Source organism: Micromonospora sp. LOL_025 (genome assembly GCF_048060285.1).
In the GTDB taxonomy this organism is placed as follows: domain Bacteria; phylum Actinomycetota; class Actinomycetes; order Mycobacteriales; family Micromonosporaceae; genus Micromonospora.
This window is the reverse complement of record NZ_JBHMIR010000005.1, coordinates 279,519-297,334: the sequence shown is the minus strand read 5'-3', so window position 1 is coordinate 297,334 and position 17,816 is coordinate 279,519. Positions and strand designations below refer to the sequence as shown.

Below are 17,816 nucleotides of genomic sequence, written 5' to 3'. Positions count from 1 at the left end.
GATGGCAATAATCCGTGCCGAGATCGGCAAGCGTGACCAGGAGACCAAGAACGCGATCATCGCCGAGCTGACCGACGTGCTGGTCAAGTACGGCTCCCCGCGCGAGAACACCCACGTCCTGCTCTACGAGGTCTCGTACGACAACTGGGCCAAGGGCGGCCTGACCTACAACGAGCGGAAGAAGCAGGCGCAGGAGTCGTCATGACCGTCGCCACCCGGGGACCCCACGTCCTGATCACGCCGAACCTGGCCGAGCTGCTGCCGCAGCTGCGCAAGCGCTATCCGCAGTGCCGGTTCACGCCGGTGCCGGAGGACGAGCCGGTACGCGAGGAGTACCTCGACGCCGAGGTGATCCTGCGCAGCGCGATGAACGAGGACACCTTCGACGAGTTGCTCAGCAAGTGCGACGGGCTGCGCTGGATCCAGATCACCGCCGCCGGCTTCGACTGGGTGGGCGGCGACATCATGCGCCGCCGCCTCGACGAGGGGCTGATCTACACCCGGTCCGGGAACTCGTACAACGTGCCGATCGCCGAGTACATCATCGGTGCCGTGCTCCTGCACCAGCGGGCGTTTCCCGAGCTGCGCGAGGCGCAGGAGCGCCGCGAGTGGGTGCGGATCGTCGGCCGCGACCTGATCGGCAGCACCATGCTGGTCTTCGGCACCGGCGGGATCGGGCGTGAGGTGGCCTGGCGTGCCCGGGCCCTGGGCGTCACCGTGATCGGGGTCAACCGCGCGGGTACGCCCGCCGAGGGCTTCGACCGGGTGGAGTCGTTCGCCGACCGCCTCGCGTTGCTGCCCGAGGCCGACTCCGTGGTGCTGGCCATGCCGCTGACCGAGGAGAACCGGTACTTCTTCGACGCCGCGCACTTCGCGGCGATGAGGGAGACCGGCATCCTGGTCAACGTCGGGCGGGGTGCGTTGATCGTCGAGGACGCGCTCGTCGACGCCATGCGGCAGGACCGGATCGCCCGTGCCGTCCTCGACGTGTTCGAGGAGGAGCCGCTGCCTCCCGACCACCGGTTGTGGAGCCTGCCCCGCACGACGGCCACCCCGCACACGTCGTTCCGGGGTTCGGGCAACCTGCAACGGCTCTACGCGGACTTCTGCGCCAACTTCGACCTGTACCTGGCCGGCGAGCCGTTGACCGGCACGAAGCGTCAGCCGGAGCTGGGGTACTGACCGACCCCGCCCGCGTCGGCAGGCGGCGGCGCACCCGGACACCGGGTGTGCCGCCGCCTGCACGTCGTGCCCGGCCGCTGCGTGCCCGGCCGCTGCGTGCCCGGCCGCTGCGTGCCCGGCGTCCGGACGGACGTGGCGCCCGATGTCGTGACGACTCGGCTCGACGGGGCGGACACGCCGTGCGCGTCCCGCAGCCACGTCGGCGGCCCACCCGGTCGACCGGGTGGGCCGCCGACGTCAGACCGTCGGAGTCGGGATCACCCCGAGCATCGAGCGGGCCGCCGCCAGCACGTCGTCCTCGCCCAGCAGCACCTGGTCTGCGGCCGGGCCCAGGGGGGTGTAGCTGTCGACGCTGTTGACGCGGGAGATGCGGCCGGTGAAGCCGCCGTCGACCAGCGCGGCCACCACCGCCTCCGAGACGCCGCCGCTGGTGCGGCTCTCGTCGACGACGAGGACCCGGGGGATCCCGGCGAGCGCGGCGCGCAGGCTCGCGGCCGGCAGCGGCGCCAGCCACTGCAGGTCGATCACCCGGGTGCCGACCTGGCGTTCCCGGGCCAGCGTCCCGGCCACCCGCAGGCTCATCGGGACACCGTTGCCGAAGGTGACCATCGCCAGGTCCGTGCCCTCGCGGACCGTCCGCACCTGGCCCAGCGGGTTCTCCGTCGCCGCCCAGGCCGCCGGCTCCGGATAGTCGGCGAGCCAGCCGCCGTCGCCGTCGGTGTGCAGGTCACGCCGGTGGTAGAGCGCGATCGGTTCCAGGAAGACACACACCCGCCCCTCCTGCTCGGCCAGGGCGAGACACTGGCGCAGCAGAGCGGGGGCGGTGGCCGGGTGTGACGCGACCGCGAAGGCCAGGCCGGGGATGTCCCGCAGCACCGCCACCGAGTTGTCGTTGTGGAAGTGCCCGCCGAACCCCTTCTGGTAGGCGAGGCCGGCGATCCGCACGACCATGCCGTTGGAGTACTGCCCGTCGGAGAAGAAGCGCAGTGAGGCCGCCTCGCCGCGCAGCTGGTCCTCGGCGTTGTGCAGGTACGCCAGGTACTGGATCTCCGGGATCGGCAGGGTGCCGGCCAGGGCCCCACCGAGCGCGACCCCGAGGACGGTCTGTTCGTCGAGGAGCGTGTCGAAGACCCGGTTGGCCCCGAAGACCTTCCGCAGCCCCCGCGTGACGCCGTAGACGCCGCCCTTGCGCGCCACGTCCTCGCCGAAGACCTGCGCCTGCGGCCAGGTCAGCAGCGCGTCGTGCAGGGCGGCGTTGATCGACTGGGCCAGGTTGAGCGGGCCACGGGACTCGGGGGGCCTGCCGCCGAACGCCCTCTCCCGCCCGGCGCCGGTGCGGCGGGCGGCGGCGCCGACCCGGCCCACCCGGCGGGCGGTCAGTGGTGCGGTCACCGCCGCCGGATCGTCCAGCCGCGCGACCCGGCCCGGGAGCAGCCGGGCCTGGTCCATGACCTGCTTGCGGGAGTGCTCGTAGCGGGTGAGGGTCTCGGCCGGGCTGAGGATCCGCCGCCGCGCGAGCAGGGCCGCGGTCGCCAGGATCGGGTCGCGGGCATGGTCGGCGAGGATCTCGGCGCGGGTCCGGTAGGCCAGCTCGGCGTCGGAACCGGCGTGGCCCATGAACCGTACGGTGCTCAGGTGCAGCACGGCGGGCTGGCGTCGGGTACGCACCCGGTGCGCCACCTCGGCCGCCGTCGCCAGCAGGCCGGCGGGATCGGTGCCGTCGGCGTACGCGTAGTGGATGCCGGGCAGGGCCGACAGCATCCGCCGCACCCAGCCCCGTGGGGAGCGGGTGCTGATGCCGATGCCGTTGTCCTCGCAGACGAACAGCAGCGGCACCGGGATTCCCTGGTGGGCGCTGTAGCCCACCGCGTTCAGGGCTCCGGCCGCCGTCGAGTGGTTGGCCGAGGCGTCGCCGAAGCTGCACACCACCACGGCGTCGGCCGGGTATCCGGTGTCGGTGACGCCCCGGTCCAGCGCGAACGCCATGCCCATGGCCCGGGGCAGGTGGGAGGCGATCGTCGACGTCTGCGGAATGACGTTCAGGCCCCGGTGGCCGAAGACCTTGTGCCGGCCACCGGAGATCGGGTCCTGCCGGGACGCCGCCGCCGAGTGCAGCACGTCCGCGATCGGCGTGGAGCCGGCGACCTGGCCGGCCCGCGCCGCGTAGAAGGCGCCGGAGCGGTAGTGCAGCAGGGCGGGATCGGTCGGGCGCAGCGCCAGCGCGACGGCGGCGTTGCTCTCGTGCCCGCTGGACCCGATCGTGTAGAACCCCTCCTGCCGGGTCTGCAACCAGCGCAGCGCGAGGTCGAGGTGCCGGCTCTGGATCTGGGCGTCGAGGTAGTCCACCAGCAGGCCGGGGTCGATGTCGACGTCCGGGGAGGTCTCCTCGGGCAGCGGCTGGCCCGCGGACCACTCGGTGAGGCGGCGGACCAGGTGCTCGTCGATGGATTCCACGCGGTTGTGCTCCTTGCGGGTCAGCGACTGGAGCGGCCCCGCAGCCGCGGGTCCAGTACGTCGCGAAGGGTGTCGCCCAGGAGGTTGAAACCGAGGACGGCGATCATGATGCAGACCCCGGGTACGACCGACGGCCAGATCGACATCTCCATGAAGGACTTGCCGTTGGAGAGCATCGAGCCCCAGGACGGTTGGGGCGGCTGCACACCGAGCCCGAGGTAGCCCAGGGACGCCTCGATGAGGATCGCGTAGGCGATGCTCGTGGTGAACTGCACCGCGATCGGAGCGATCGAGTTCGGCAGGATGTACTTGAGGATGAGCCGGGTGTTGCTCAGCCCGACCGCCTGCCCCGACTCCACGTACGGCTCCCGGCGCACCGACATCGCGGTGCCGCGCACGATCCGGGCGAAGCTGGGGATGAAGACGATGACCAGGGCCAGGACGAGATTCTCCGTGCCCGGTCCGCGGGCGGCCACGACCGCGAGGGCCAGCAGCAGGGTGGGGAAGGAGAACATGATGTCGGTCGCCGGGGTGATGATCGCGTCGAGTACGCCCCGGTAGAAGCCGGCGAGCAGCCCCAGCAGCACGCCGATGGCCCCGGCGCAGGTCACCACGATCAGGCTCACCGTCAGCGAGGTGCGCGCGCCGTAGAGCGCCCGGCTGAGCAGGTCGCGCCCGGCCTCGTCGGCGCCGAGCGGGAAGTCGCCGCCGGGCGGGGCGAGCCGCTGGTCGGACATCGCGGTCGGGTCGTAGGGGGAGATCAGCGGGGCCAACGCCGCGGCCGCGAGCATCAGCACCACGATGACCAGCCCGACCAGGCCGACCTTGTCCCGCGTCATCAGTCTCAGCAGGTGGCCGCCGCGGCGCCCGGCGGGCTTCGGGGAGGCGCCCTCCTGCTGCTTGCCGCGACGTTGGCGGCGGCCGGGAGCGGCTTCAGTGACCACTGCGCAACCTCGGATCCAGGTAGGTGTAGAGCAGGTCGACGAGGAGGTTGACCACGACGTAGAAGAAGGCCAGGAAGAGCAGGGTCCCCTGGACGACGGGGTAGTCGCGCTGGCTGATCCCGCGGATGACCATGGTGCCGAGCCCCGGCCACGCGAAGACCTGCTCCACGATGACCGTGCCGCCCAGCAGCGCGCCGGCCTGGATGCCCAGCACCGTCACCACCGGGATCAGCGAGTTGCGCAGGGCGTGCCGGACCATGACGCCGCGTTCGCCCAGCCCCTTGGCGCGGGCGGTGCGGACGTAGTCCTGGTTGAGCACCTCCAGCATGCTGGACCGGGTCATCCGCATGCTGATCGCGGCGAGGCTGGCCCCCAGGGTGACCGAGGGGAGGATGAGGTACTTCAGGCTGCCCAGGAAGCCCTCACCCTCCCCCGCGCCCTGTGACGGCAGCCAGCCCAGCGAGACCGAGAAGATGTACACCAACAGGATGCCGAGCCAGAAGTTCGGCAGCGACAGCCCGATCAGCGAGGCGACCCGGGTGCTGGCGTCGAGCAGGCCGTTGCGCTTGGTGGCGCTGAGCACACCGAGCGGGATCGAGATGAGGATCGAGACCAGCAGTGCCGACACCGCCAGCAGCAGCGTGGACGGGAAGCGCTGCATGATCTCTTCGAGCACCGGCTGGCCGGTACGCATCGAGGTGCCGAGGTCGCCCTGGAGGAGGGCGCCCAACCACCTCACGAACTGCTCGTAGACGGGCATGTCGAGCCCGAAGTAGCGGCGCATCTCCGCCTCGATCGCGGGGTCGCCGAAATCCTGGCCCATGATCGAGCTGATCACGTCGCCGGGGATCATGCGGATCACCAGGAAGGAGATCACCGAGATCCCGAGCAGGACCGGAATAACCGATATAAGGCGGATCAGCGTGATGCGCAGCATGTCTTGCCTCTCTCGGTCTGGTCAGACTTCGGAACCGGGCATGCCAGGATCCGAGCCTGTGTCCCAGGCGGAGTCCTCGTCGCCGGTGACCGCGATGTCGCGGGCCCACTCGTGCGCCCGCTTGGCGACCCGCAGCACCATCACCGAGCGGCTCTCCATCACCCCGTCGAGGTGGCCCAGCCGCTCCGTCCAGAACCGCCGCATGGCGTTGCTGGAGGCGAAGTAGCCGACGGCGATGACGTCGAACTGCCCGGTCACGTGGTAGACGTACGCGATCTCGGGCATGCCGGCGAGCTTGTCGATGAGCTGTTCGGTGCTGCCCGGCGCACTCTGGATCTCGAAGAGTGTGTGCACCGGACGACCCATGAAAGCGGCGCTGGGGATCGCGGCGAACTGCAACTGCCCGTCCGCGACCAGTCGTTCCATCCGTCGTCGGACCGACCCCTCGGACAGGCCGACCTTGGCGGCGAGCGCCACGTTCGTCTGCCTCGGGTCCTGGACGAGTTCCCGGATGATGCTGCGATCTTTTTCGATCGAGCCCTTGGATGCCAACGTTGCTCCAACTTCACTTGGTGACGGTATTCGTCGCTGCCGGGAGCCTAGACGACGAACATCGTCTGTGCAACACTCCTGGTTGACGAATGGCGACGTTGAGACGTCCAGATTGCGGGGTGGGTTCGATGGCCTTGTTGGAGGTGCGGGACCTGCGCACCGAATTCCGTGCGGCACGGGGTTCGGTGACGGCAGTCGACGGTGTCTCCTTCACCGTCGACGCGGGCGAGACGGTGGCGCTGGTGGGCGAGTCCGGCTGCGGAAAATCGGCCACCGCGCAGTCCATCATGGGCCTGATCGTGCCGCCGGCCGGTCAGGTGACCGGCGGACAGGTGCTCTTCGAAGGAAGGGACCTGGTGCGCCTACGCCCTCGCGAACTGCGGGCCGTCCGGGGCAAGGGCATCTCGATGATCTTCCAGGACCCGATGACCTCGCTCAACCCGGTGCTGACCGTGGGCAGGCAACTCACCGAGACCCTGGAGCTCCACCTTGGACTCGGCCGCAGGGCCGCGCGGGCGCGCGCCGTCGAACTGCTGGAGATGGTGCGCATCCCGGCCGCGGAGACCCGGCTGAGCTCCTACCCGCACCAACTCTCCGGCGGCATGCGGCAACGCGTGATGATCGCGATGGCCCTCTCCTGCCAGCCCCGGCTGATCCTCGCCGACGAGATCACCACCGCACTCGACGTCACCATCCAGGCGCAGATCCTGGAGCTGCTGCGGGAGTTGGCGAGGGAGACCCGCACCGCCCTCCTGCTCATCACCCACGACCTCGGGGTCGTGGCCGGCATGGCGGAGCGGGTCAACGTGATGTACGCCGGGCAGATCGTGGAGCGGGCCGAGACGGTCGACCTGTTCCACCGCCCGCAGATGCCCTACACCTGGGGGCTGCTGGGGTCGGTGCCCCGGCTGGACCTCGTCCGGGGCGGCAAGCTCCGCCCGATCGCCGGCCGCCCGCCGGAGCTGTCGGAGATGCCCCCCGGCTGCCGGTTCGCGCCCCGCTGCGCGCACGTGCGGGACACCTGCCACGGCGGCGCACCCGACCTCATCACGACGTGGGAGACGCCGGACCGGGGTCAGCTGACCCGCTGCTGGGGCATGCGACCCGAAAGCGAGGGCGGCTGGCTCTCCACGGAGGACCGGCACCCCTACCTGTCGACCGAGGAGAGCCGATGACCGAATCCCCCGTCACCGCTCCGGAGCACACCCTGCTGCGGGTGCGCGATCTGGCGGTCGACTTCAAGGTGCCCGCGCGTGGCAAGCTGCGACCGGCCCGCCTGCGTGCCGTGTCCGGAGTGGATCTCGACGTCCGGCGGGGCGAGATCATCGGTGTGGTGGGCGAGTCCGGCTGCGGCAAGTCCACCACCGGGCGGGCCATCCTCCAGCTCCTCAAGCCCACCAGCGGGACGGTGACCTTCGACGGCACCGAGCTGACCACCCTGAGCCGGGGTCGGATGCGGGCGATGCGCCGCCGGATGCAGATGATTTTCCAGGACCCGTACGCGTCGTTGAACCCGCGCATGACCATCGGCGAACTCATCGAGGAGCCGCTGCTGGTGCACGCGGATCTCTCCGCCGCCGGACGGCGGGCCAAGGCGGTGGACACCATGCGGCTGGTCGGGCTCAGCGAACAATGGCACGGTCGCTATCCGCACGAGTTCTCCGGCGGCCAGCGGCAACGGGTCGGCATCGCGCGGGCGCTGGTCAGCAACCCGGACTTCATCGTCGCCGACGAGCCGGTCTCCGCGCTGGACGTCTCGGTCCAGGCCCAGATCGTCAACCTGCTCGAACAGTTGCAGGAGGACCTGGGCCTGACGATGATGTTCATCGCCCACGACCTGGCCGTGGTGCGACACCTCTGCGACCGCATCGCCGTGATGTACCTCGGCACCGTCGTCGAGGTGGGCGAGTGCGAGGACATGTACCGCCGGCCCCAGCATCCCTACACCAGGGCGCTGCTGTCGGCGGTGCCGATTCCCGATCCGCTGGTCGAGACCGAACGCCAGCGCGTCATCCTCACCGGAGACGTGCCGAGCCCGCTCAACCCGCCCAGTGGATGCCGCTTCCGCACCCGGTGCTGGAAGGCGCAGGAGATCTGCGCGGCGCAGGAGCCGGTGCTCACCACGGCTGCCGGCAGCGGCCACCAGGTCGCCTGCCACTTCCCGGAGGAACCCGGTCCGCTGGACCAGCCCCTCGCCGCCGCGGCCGGTGGCCGATGAGCACGACCGCGCATCTCAATCTCGTCGACGGCGAGTGGGTCGACGGGGAGCGCCGGCCGAACGGCAACCCCGCGCGCCCCGGCGAGGTCGTCAGCGAGTACGCCGTGGCCGGGCGGGACACCGCCCGCGCGGCGATCGAGGCCGCCCGCCGCGCCCAGCCCGGCTGGGCCAGGCAGTCCGTCGGGTCCCGGATGGAGATCCTGGACCACATCGGCACCACCATCCTGCGACGGACCGAGGAGCTCGCGGTCCTGCTCTCGCGGGAGGAGGGCAAGCTGCTCAGCGAGGCGCGCGGGGAGGTCACCCGGGCCGGTCAGACCTTCCGCTACTACGCCCACCAGCTGCTGCAACCGCAGGGCGAGGTCTACTCCTCCACCCGACCCGACGTCCACGCCGAGGTCCGGCGCCGACCGCTGGGCGTGGTCGGCATCATCACGCCGTGGAACTACCCGCTCGCCATCCCGGCGTGGAAGGTCGCGCCCGCGCTCGCCTACGGCAACGTGGTCGTGCTCAAGCCGGCCGAACTGGTCACCGCCTCCGCCGGGGAGCTGGCCCGGATCATCGCCGGGTCCGCGCTGCCACCCGGCGTGTTCAACCTCGTCATGGGCGCCGGCCGGGTGGTCGGCGAGGAGCTGCTGACCTCGACCGGGATCGATGGCGTCTCCTTCACCGGGGGCACCGGCACCGGCAGCCACGTGGCACAGCGGTGCCTCGCCCACGGCAACAAGCGGTTCCAGCTGGAGATGGGTGGCAAGAACCCACTCGTGGTGCTCGACGACGCCGACCTGGAGGTCGCGGTGCGCTGCGCCCTGGACGGCAGCTTCTTCAGCAGCGGCCAGCGCTGCACGGCGTCGAGCCGGCTGATCGTGCAGGCGGGCATCCACGACCGGTTCGTCGAGGCGCTGGCCGCGGCGGCCGGTGCGCTGCGGGTCGGCGACCCACTCGACCCGCTCAGTGACCTGGGCCCCGTGGTGAGCCCCGAACAGCTCGCCCAGAACCTCGACTACGTCCGGATCGGGCGCGAGGAGGGCGCGACCGTGGTGGCCGGCGGGACGCACCACCCGGACGAGGGGCAGTTCATGCGACCCACCCTCTTCGCCGACGCGCGCAACGACATGCGGTTGGCCCGGGAGGAGATCTTCGGCCCGGTCTCCTGCGTGATCAGGGTCGACGACCTCGACGAGGCGATCAGCGTCGCCGGCGACACCGACTACGGGCTCTCGGCCGGCATCGTGACCACGTCGCTGGCGGCGGCCGAACGGTTCAAGCGCGACGCCCGCGCCGGCATCGTCTCGGTCAACCTGCCCACCGCCGGCACCGAGCTGCACCTGCCCTTCGGTGGCACGGGCGCCTCCAACCACGGGCCCCGGGAGCAGGGCGGCTACGCGCGGGACTTCTACTCCGTGCCGGTGACCTGTTACACCGGCTGGTGAGGACGCCATGACACCGAAGATCCTGCTCACCGAGCCGATCGCCGAGGCCGGCATGGCGCTGCTGCGGGCGGCGGGCGAGGTGCACGTCGCCCACGTCACCGACCCGGCGGCACTCGCCGCCGGGCCGCTGACCTGCGCCGACGCCCTCGTGGTGCGCTCCTCTCCGGTGACGGCCGGCATGCTCGAAGCCGGCCGGCGGCTCAGGATCGTCGGCCGCCACGGCGCCGGGCTGGACGGCATCGACCTCGCCGCGGCCGACCGCCTGGGCATCCGGGTGGTCGGCACGCCGGGCGCCAACGCCGAATCGGTGGCCGAGTTCGTCATCCTGGCCGCCCTCGCCCTCGCCCGGCAGGCGCCGGCGGCCGCCGCGTCGTTGACCCGGGGCGCCCTGCCGGCCGGCCGGTCACTGCCGTCCGCGGTCGTCGCGGCCGGGCTGACCGGGACCATGCTGGCCGGCCGCACCCTGGGCCTGGTCGGGCTCGGCGCGATCGGCCGGGGCGTCGCGGCCCGCGCCCGGGGACTGGGCATGAGCGTGATCGGGTACGACGTTGCCACGACCACCCCACCGCCGGGAGTACGCCTCGTCGCGCTGGACGAGCTGCTGCGCGAGGCCGACGTGGTGAGCCTGCACGTGCCGCAGACCCCGCAGACCACCGGACTCGTCGACGCCGCCGCGCTCGCCCGGATGCGACAGGACGCCCTGCTGGTCAACACCGCGCGGGCCGGGGTCGTGGACAGCGGGGCCGTACTCGCCGCGCTCGACGCCGGGCGGCTGCGGGGCTACGCGGTGGACGTCTTCGCGCCCGAGCCGCCCCGCCCCGACGATCCGCTCCTGCACCACCCGAGGGTCTTCGCCACCCCGCACATGGCGGCTATGACCCGCGACGCGCTGGACGCGATGGCCGTCGCCGTCGCGCGTAGCGTGATCGCGCACCTGCAAGCCCCGGAAGGAAACGAACCGTGACCCTGTCCACCCCCGCGTCCACGCTCGCGTACTTCGGCGTCGACACCCTGATCGACGACGACACCCGAGACCTCCAGGCCGCCGTACGCGGTTTCGTCGACCGACGGGTCCGCCCGGAGATCGCCACCTGGTACGAGGAGGGCCGCCTGCCCGTACGGGACCTGGCCCGCGAACTCGGCGAGCTCGGCGTGCTCGGCATGCACCTGCGCGGCTACGGCTGCGCCGGCACCTCCGCCGCCGCGTACGGGCTGGCCTGCTTCGAGCTGGAGGCGGGCGACTCGGGGCTGCGCTCCCTGGTCTCGGTGCAGGGGTCGCTCGCCATGTACGCCATCTGGCGCTTCGGCTCGGAGGAGCAGAAGCAGCAGTGGCTGCCCCGGATGGCCGCCGGCGAGGCGATCGGCTGCTTCGGCCTGACCGAACCGGACTTCGGCTCCGACCCGGCCGGCATGCGGACCAGGGCCCGCCGCGACGGCGACGACTGGGTGCTCAACGGCACCAAGATGTGGATCACCAACGGCTCCGTCGCGGATGTCGCCGTGGTGTGGGCCCGCACCGACGAGGGCGTACGCGGCTTCCTCGTCCCGGCCGGCACCCCCGGCTTCACCGCCCCGGAGATCACCCGCAAGCTCTCCCTGCGCGCCTCGGTGACCTCGGAACTCGTCCTCGACGACGTGCGGCTGCCCGCCGACGCGATGCTGCCGGAGGCCGCCGGCCTGTCCGGGCCGCTGTCGTGCCTCAACGAGGCCCGCTTCGGCATCGTCTTCGGGGCGCTCGGCGCGGCCCACGACTGCCTGGAGACGACGATCGCGTACGCGCGCAGCCGGCAGATCTTCGACAAGCCGCTCGCCGCGTACCAGGCCACCCAGCTCAAGCTCGCCGACATGGGGCTGGAACTGGGCAAGGGGATGCTGCTGGCGTTGCAGATCGGCACGATGAAGGACGCCGGCACGCTCGACCACCGGCAGATCAGCCTGGGCAAGCTCAACAGCGTGCGGGAGGCCATCGCAATCGCCCGCGAGTGCCGCGCCATCCTGGGCGCCGCCGGGATCACCCTCGACTACCCGATCATCCGGCACTCGGCCAACCTCGAGTCCGTGCTCACCTACGAGGGCACGTCCGAGGTGCATCAGCTGATCATCGGACAGGTGCTGACCGGCCACGCCGCCTTCAGGTAGGCGGGGCGGACCCCGGCCGGCGCGGTAGCGTCAGCCGCCCGCGGGCTCGGCCGAGGAGCGGGCCACCGGCAGGTCGAAGTACGTGTCCGGCCAGGGTTCGTCGCGGTAGCGGTAGTGCCACCACTCGCGGTCGTAGTTGACGAAGCCGCCGTCGGTCATCAACTGCCGCAGCAGCCGCCGGTTGTCCCGGGGCACGCCGGTGACCTGCGGCGAGTCGGTGTGCGCGAGCGGGTCGAAGCAGTCGAAGCCGGTGCCCATGTCGACGCCGTTGTCGGCGAAGCGCTGCCCCCGGGGGGCGGTGCAGGAGACCAGGGGCTGGCCCGGGGCGTACGGGGGCTGGGTGGGGGTCGGCACGTCGACCAGGGTCAGGTCGAGCGTGCTGCCCCGGCTGTGCGCGGTGGGCGCGCCGATGTATCCCTCGTCGAACAGGTCGGACTTCGCCACCCGGGGATAGAACTCCGCCTTCATTCGCTGCTCGCCGGGCTGCCTGGCCCACTCGACGAAGTCGTCGGCGGCCCGCCGGGGGCGGTAGCAGTCGTACACCTTCAGGCTGCGGCCCCGGGCGAGGGCGGCGTCCTGCACCCGGCGCAGCGCCTCGGCGGCCCGGCGGGTGAGCAGGCAGAGCGGTTCGGGGTAGCCGACGATTGGCCGTCCGACGAAGTTGTGCGCGGTGGCGTACCGGATGTCGGTGCGGATGCGGGGGTCGACGTCGGTGAGGACGACGAGGCCCGGCCCGGACGGCGCCGCGGCGGGGGCGGAGGCCGGGGACGCCGGGGACGGCGGCGCCGGGGCGGACGGCGGCGGCGCGGCCGGCGGTGACGGCGGCGGCGCGGGCCGGGTGCAGCCGGGCGCGAGCGCCGCGATCACGACGGCCACCGCGACGGCCCGCCCACGGGCGGTCGCGGCGCCCGGGGCTCGCCGGCGGATCCGGACTGGCCTGGCCACGCCCCCTGTCTATCAGGCTACGGGCCGTCGGTCGCCCGGTCCGGCGACAGGTGTACGCGCAGGAAGCGCAGCGCCGCCTCGTCGTCGTCGATCCCGCCGGCCTCGTGACCGTTGTACCGCCAGACCGACAGCTCCGTCGACCCACGACAGGCGTTGACGGCGGCGAAGACGGTCGACGGCGGCACGATCTCGTCCATCAGCGCGACGGAGAAGCGGGCCGGCAGGTGGCACCGGCGGGCGAAGTTCACCCCGTCGACGTAGGCCAGGGTGGCCAGCACCCGTTCCTCGGCGTGCCGGTGGACGGCCAGATAGTCGCGGATCTCCCGGTACGGATGCGCGTCGGTGAGCACGAGCGCGCGCGGGATGTCGCACAGGAAGGGCACGCCGGCCACGACGGCCCGCAGGTCGGGCATCAGCGCGGCGACGGCGAGCGCCGCGCCGCCGCCCTGGCTGTGCCCGAGGACCGCGACCCGCGCCGGGTCGACCGCCGGCAGGGTCCGGACGGCGTCCACCGCCCGCACGGCGTCGGTGAGGAACCGCCGGTAGTAGTACGTGCGGGGGTCCGCTACGCCACGGGTGGCCACCCCGGGCGCCTCGGGGCCGGCGGCGGCCGGATCCGGGGTGTCCCCCCGGGCCCAGCCCGCCCCCTGCCCCCGGGTGTCCATCTGCAGGTGCGCGAAGCCGGCCGAGGCCCACGTCCTGCACGTCGATCGTGGCCAGCCCGGTGGGCACCGGCTCGGCGCGCACCGGCCAGCCGCACTCCCGCGCCTCGGCGATCGTGTCCGCCCAGAACCGGTCGAAGTCCGCCGGCTCCGCCACCTGGCCCCGGTACGCCCGCAACTGCTCCTCGGGCAGGTCGGTGAGGGCCACCGCTCAACCGGCCGACGGCGTGACGGCGAACCGGGGGTGCAGCCGCCGGGTGTGGTCGACGTGCCGGACGGGACCACGCAGCGCGACCGCCGCCACGAGCCGGTGGTCCGTGCTGGAGGCCGCGAGCCGCAGCTCCAGCTCGCCCGGCTCGACGACGCGCCGCCCGTCGCGCCCGGTGAAGGAGAACAGGTCGGCCGGCACGGCCAGATCGATCCGGCAGGCCGCGCCCGCCTCCAGCGGCACCCGGAGGTAGCCGACCAGCCGCTGCACCGGCTGGACCACCGAGGCCACCGGGTCGTGGGCGTACACCTGCACCACCTCGCTGCCCCACCGGGAGCCGGTGTTGCGCACCGTGAAGTGCAGCCGCAGCTCACCGTCGGTCGCCGCGACCGGCTCGTCGACCACCAGGCCGGACCAGTCGAACGTGGTGTAGCCCAGGCCGTGCCCGAAGCCGTACGCCGGCGTCGGGTCGACGTTGGACACGTCGCTGGCCTGGCCCAGCCGGGCCGACAGGTAGGTGGTCGGCTGCGCGCCCGGCCCCCGGGGCACGCTGACCGGCAGCCGCCCCTGCGGCGCGACCCGGCCGCTGAGCACGCCGGCGATGGCCGGGGTGCCCTCCTCGCCGGGGAAGAACGACTGCACGATCGCCGCCGCCTCGGTCACCGCCCGGCCCAGCGCGTAGGGCCGCCCGGCGAGCAGCGTCACCACCACGGGCGTACCGGTGTCCAGCAGCGCGTCGAGCAGGTGCTGCTGCGCCCCGGGCAGGGCCAGCGACTCGGCGTCGCAGCCCTCGCCGCTGGTGCCCCGGCCGAACAGTCCCGCCCGGTCGCCGAGCGCCGCGACCACCACGTCCGCGCCCCGCGCCACCTCGACCGCCGCCGGCACCCCGCCGGTGTCGTCGCCGTCGACGGAGACGCCGGCCACGGTGACCACGACACTGTCTCCGAACTCGGCACGCAGCGCCGCCGCCAGGGTGGGCAACGCGATGCCGACGGGCACCTCGGGGTGCCGGGAGCCGACGTGGGCCGGGAACGAGTAGCAGCCCAGCACCGCCGTGGGGCTCTCCGCCTGCGGGCCGACCAGCGCGATGCGGGCCGGCCGGTGCAGGGGCAGGGTGCCGTCGTTGGCCAGCAGCACCACGGCGCGCTCGGCGACCTCGCGGGCCAGCGCCCGGTTGGCCGGCGGGTCCAGGTCGACCGTGCCGCGCAGCGCCTCCGGGTCGGACAGGTCGGCACCGGCCAGCGCGGCCGGCACCGGGCTCCAGTCGGCGTCGAGGAGACCGAGCTGCGCCTTCTGCGTCAGCACCCGACGGACCGCCCGGTCGACCACCGCCTCCGGCACCGCGCCGGCCGCGAGCGCCTCGCGCAGCGGCTCGCCGAACGTCTTCACCGTCGGCAGCTCCACGTCCACGCCTGCGGCGAGGGCGACGGCCGCCGCCTCCGCCCAGCTGCCGGCCACCCCGTGCAGGGTGCGCAGGAAGGCGACCCCGAAGTAGTCGGCCACCACGGTGCCCGGGAAGCCCCAGGCGTCGCGGAGCAGGCCGGTCAGCAGCTCCTCGTCGGCCGCCGAGGGCATCCCGTCGGTGTCGGTGTAGGCGTGCATCACCGACCGCGCGCCGCCCTCGCGTATCGCCATCTCGAACGGCGGGAGGATCACGTCGGCGCGCTCGCGGGGGCCCATCGCCACCGGCGCCAGGTTGCGCCCGCCCCGGGAGGCGGAGTAGCCGGCGAAGTGCTTCAGCGTCGCCACCACGCCGGCGGACTCCAGCCCCCGCACGTACGCGGTGGCGATCGTGCCCACCAGGTAGGGGTCCTCGCCGATGGTCTCCTCCACCCGCCCCCAGCGCGCGTCGCGCACCACGTCGAGCACCGGGGCCAGCCCCTGGTGCACCCCGACGCGGCGCAGGTCGGCGCCGATGGCGGCGGCCATCCGCCCGATCAGCTCCGGATCGAAGGTGGCGCCCCAGGACAACGGCACGGGGTACGCGGTGGCGCCCCAGGCGGCGAAGCCGGCCAGGCACTCCTCGTGCGCCATCGCCGGGATGCCGAACCGGTTCGCGGCGGCGACACGCTGCTGCGTCCGCAGCAGCGACAGCGCACCGAGCGCGGGGTCGACCGGGGCGGTGCCGAACGGACGGGTCAGCTGGCCGAGACCCGTGTCCAGCAAGGCGGCCAGGTCGACCGGTTCCTCCATCTCGTGCTGGTACGGCGCGACCTCTCCCCCGTCGGCGGCGGCGCCGACCCAGACGCCGTAGAGCTGGGCCACCTTCTCCGGCAGGGTCATCGCGGCGACCAGGGCGTCCACCCGGGTCGCGAGGTCGAGGGTCGGGTCGGTCCAGATCGCGGTGCCGGGGGCGATGTCGAGGGTCACGTTGTCGGTCACTTTCCTCCGACGCCCATCAGCCCCTGCACCAGGGCCCGCCGGGCGAACAGATAGACGAGCAGGACGGGCACCATCGACAGCACGACCGCGGCGAGCAGGCCGGGAATGTTGATCCCGTACTGCGTCTGGAAGTTGTAGAGGCCGAGGGTGATCACCTTGGTGGAGTCGGACTGGGTGAGGATCAGCGGGAACAGGAAGCCGTTCCACGCCTGTAGGGCGGAGAAGACCGCGATGGTGGCGATCCCGCCGCGCGACAGCGGCAGCACGAGCTGGCCGAAGACCCGCGCGGGGCTGGCGCCGTCGATGGCCATCGCCTCGTACAGGTCGGGGGTGATGTCCCGCATGACGCCGCTGAGGATCAGCGCGCACACCGGCAGGGAGAAGGCGGCGGTCGGCAGGATGACGCCGACGAGGTTGTCGTAGAGCCCCGCCTTGCTGATCAGGTAGAAGATCGGCACGATGACCGCCTGCGCCGGGATCGCCAGGCCCAGCAGGAACAGCCGGAACACGCCGGAGGTGAGCCGGCTGCGGCTGCGCACGATGGCGTACGCCAGCGGCGGCACGAGCAGCAGCACGATGGCCACCACGCTCGCCGTCACCACCAGGGTGTTGAACAGGTACCGGCCGAAGCCCTCGTCGAAGGCGCCGGTGTAGTTGTCCAGGGTGAAGGTGTCGGGCGGGGCGATCGGGCCGTTGCGGCCGTACCCCTCGCGGGTCTGCACGGTGATCGCCAGCATGACGTAGATCGGCAGGCCGACGAGGAGGAGCCAGGCCACGGCGCCGAGCCCGGCCAGCCAGTTGGGGCGGTGCCGCTTCACAGGCCCTCCATCGTGGAGCGCATCCGGTCGTAGCCGGAGACCCGGACCACGATCAGCGAGATGACGGTGGCGACGACGACGAGGAGCAGGGCGATGGCCGCGCCGGCGCCGAAGTCGAAGCTGCGGAACGCCTGCTCGTACATGTGGTAGGCGGTGATGGTGGTGTCGGTGCCCGGCCCGCCCTGGGTGAGGATCAGCACGGTGTCGAACGTGGTCAGCCCGCCGACGACCATGAGGACCACCGAGGTGATCATGGCGTTGCGCAGCTGCGGCAGGGTGACGTGGCGGAACTGGCCCCACCGGCCGGCGCCGTCGACCTCGGCGGCCTGGTAGAGCACCGCCGGTACGGCGCGGGCCGCGCCCTGGTAGATCAGCGCGTGGAACGGGATGAACTGCCAGCTGCCGACGAAGACCAGCACGGCGATCGCGCCCGTGCGGCTGCCGAAGAGGTTGCCGTCGCCGAACAGCCACGGGGCCTGGCCGGGCACGCCGAAGTTCGGGTCGAGCAGCGCCCGCCACAGCACCGACACGGCGGTCGCCGACAACAGCAGCGGGAGGAAGAAGATCGCGGACAGCACGGCCCGGTTGCGCTGCGGCCCGGCCGCCCACACGCCGATCAGCAGGCTCAGCGGCGTCTGCACCAGCACGCCGAGGGCGGTGAGCAGGACGCTCAGCCACAGGCTGTTGATCATCACGGGGTCACGGGCGAGCCGCCGCCAGTTGTCCAGCCCGACGTACTCCGGCGAGCCGAGGCCCGCCCAGCTGGTGAAGCTGAGCACGACCACGAGGACCAGCGGGACGAGCGCGAAGAGCCCGAAGAACAGGGTGGCGGGCAGGGCCCAGGCGAAGCCCGGGCGGCTGAGGGTGGGGCCGCCCGGGCTTCGTCGGGCCCGTCGCTGCTCCGTCGCGGTGGGGGCGGCGAGGGTGGTGGTGGACATGGTC

General features: G+C 72.6%; 15 protein-coding genes and 1 pseudogene. 7 read left to right on the top strand and 9 right to left on the bottom strand.

The genetic code is table 11. The features are described from left to right. The first annotated feature begins 1 nt into the window (after position 1). Positions 2-205 carry a tautomerase family protein gene (locus tag ACFHW0_RS10040; RefSeq protein WP_089000078.1) on the top strand — a complete coding sequence of 68 codons (204 nt, stop codon included), beginning with the start codon at positions 2-4 and terminating at the stop codon, positions 203-205. Further along, on the top strand, positions 202-1,182 hold the full coding sequence (locus tag ACFHW0_RS10035) for a D-2-hydroxyacid dehydrogenase (RefSeq protein ID WP_416606998.1): 981 nt from the start codon (positions 202-204) through the stop codon (positions 1,180-1,182). The genes ACFHW0_RS10040 and ACFHW0_RS10035 overlap by 4 nt, the downstream gene beginning before the upstream one ends. A 237-nt stretch (positions 1,183-1,419) precedes the next feature. On the opposite strand, the gene ACFHW0_RS10030 is transcribed toward ACFHW0_RS10035, so the two are convergent. The 4 genes from ACFHW0_RS10030 to ACFHW0_RS10015 form a co-directional block, all read right to left on the bottom strand. Continuing rightward, a complete protein-coding gene (locus ACFHW0_RS10030; RefSeq protein ID WP_416607028.1) occupies positions 1,420-3,576 on the bottom strand; it encodes a thiamine pyrophosphate-dependent enzyme in 2,157 nt (718 codons plus the stop codon). A gap of 80 nt (positions 3,577-3,656) precedes the next feature. Next, positions 3,657-4,580 carry an ABC transporter permease gene (locus ACFHW0_RS10025; protein WP_416606997.1) on the bottom strand — a complete coding sequence of 308 codons (924 nt, stop codon included), beginning with the start codon at positions 4,578-4,580 and terminating at the stop codon, positions 3,657-3,659. Then, the gene (nikB, locus tag ACFHW0_RS10020; protein WP_233599939.1) at positions 4,570-5,517 is read right to left on the bottom strand and encodes a nickel ABC transporter permease; all 948 of its coding nucleotides are present in this window, start codon (positions 5,515-5,517) and stop codon (positions 4,570-4,572) included. Before nikB ends, ACFHW0_RS10025 begins: the two co-directional genes overlap by 11 nt. Positions 5,518-5,538: 21 nt before the next feature. Beyond that, on the bottom strand, positions 5,539-6,069 hold the full coding sequence (locus ACFHW0_RS10015) for an Lrp/AsnC family transcriptional regulator (RefSeq protein ID WP_148710089.1): 531 nt from the start codon (positions 6,067-6,069) through the stop codon (positions 5,539-5,541). A gap of 128 nt (positions 6,070-6,197) precedes the next feature. Between ACFHW0_RS10015 and ACFHW0_RS10010 the strand changes: the two genes are divergently transcribed. From ACFHW0_RS10010 to ACFHW0_RS09990, 5 genes are read left to right on the top strand one after another with little or no spacing between them, the layout of a single operon-like run. After that, complete coding sequence (locus tag ACFHW0_RS10010; protein WP_416606996.1) at positions 6,198-7,244, top strand: ABC transporter ATP-binding protein; 1,047 nt, start codon at positions 6,198-6,200, stop codon at positions 7,242-7,244. Then, positions 7,241-8,287, top strand: a complete 1,047-nt coding sequence (locus ACFHW0_RS10005) for an ABC transporter ATP-binding protein (protein WP_416606995.1) — start codon at positions 7,241-7,243, stop codon at positions 8,285-8,287. The genes ACFHW0_RS10010 and ACFHW0_RS10005 overlap by 4 nt, the downstream gene beginning before the upstream one ends. Beyond that, a complete protein-coding gene (locus ACFHW0_RS10000) occupies positions 8,284-9,720 on the top strand; it encodes an aldehyde dehydrogenase family protein (RefSeq protein WP_416606994.1) in 1,437 nt (478 codons plus the stop codon). Before ACFHW0_RS10005 ends, ACFHW0_RS10000 begins: the two co-directional genes overlap by 4 nt. Before the next feature lie 7 nt (positions 9,721-9,727). Further along, positions 9,728-10,684 (top strand): NAD(P)-dependent oxidoreductase, encoded by a 957-nt coding sequence (locus ACFHW0_RS09995; protein WP_416606993.1) that lies wholly within the window; start codon positions 9,728-9,730, stop codon positions 10,682-10,684. 47 nt (positions 10,685-10,731) lie between these two features. Continuing rightward, positions 10,732-11,859 carry an acyl-CoA dehydrogenase family protein gene (locus ACFHW0_RS09990; RefSeq protein ID WP_416607027.1) on the top strand — a complete coding sequence of 376 codons (1,128 nt, stop codon included), beginning with the start codon at positions 10,732-10,734 and terminating at the stop codon, positions 11,857-11,859. Between the two features lie 30 nt (positions 11,860-11,889). Here ACFHW0_RS09990 and ACFHW0_RS09985 read toward each other — a convergent pair whose 3' ends face one another. The 5 genes and pseudogenes from ACFHW0_RS09985 to ACFHW0_RS09965 form a co-directional block, all read right to left on the bottom strand. Then, positions 11,890-12,804, bottom strand: coding sequence for a M15 family metallopeptidase (locus ACFHW0_RS09985; protein ID WP_416606992.1), 915 nt, complete (start codon positions 12,802-12,804; stop codon positions 11,890-11,892). Positions 12,805-12,821: 17 nt separating this feature from the next. Continuing rightward, positions 12,822-13,674: pseudogene (locus ACFHW0_RS09980) on the bottom strand (acetylxylan esterase). 3 nt (positions 13,675-13,677) lie between these two features. Next, positions 13,678-16,056: a beta-glucosidase family protein gene (locus ACFHW0_RS09975; RefSeq protein WP_416606991.1), complete on the bottom strand. Its 2,379-nt coding sequence runs from the start codon at positions 16,054-16,056 to the stop codon at positions 13,678-13,680. After that, positions 16,053-16,874 (bottom strand): carbohydrate ABC transporter permease, encoded by an 822-nt coding sequence (locus ACFHW0_RS09970; protein WP_416606990.1) that lies wholly within the window; start codon positions 16,872-16,874, stop codon positions 16,053-16,055. The genes ACFHW0_RS09975 and ACFHW0_RS09970 overlap by 4 nt, the downstream gene beginning before the upstream one ends. Beyond that, positions 16,871-17,812, bottom strand: coding sequence for a carbohydrate ABC transporter permease (locus ACFHW0_RS09965; RefSeq protein ID WP_121398630.1), 942 nt, complete (start codon positions 17,810-17,812; stop codon positions 16,871-16,873). The genes ACFHW0_RS09970 and ACFHW0_RS09965 overlap by 4 nt, the downstream gene beginning before the upstream one ends. Between the last annotated feature and the right edge of the window lie 4 nt (positions 17,813-17,816).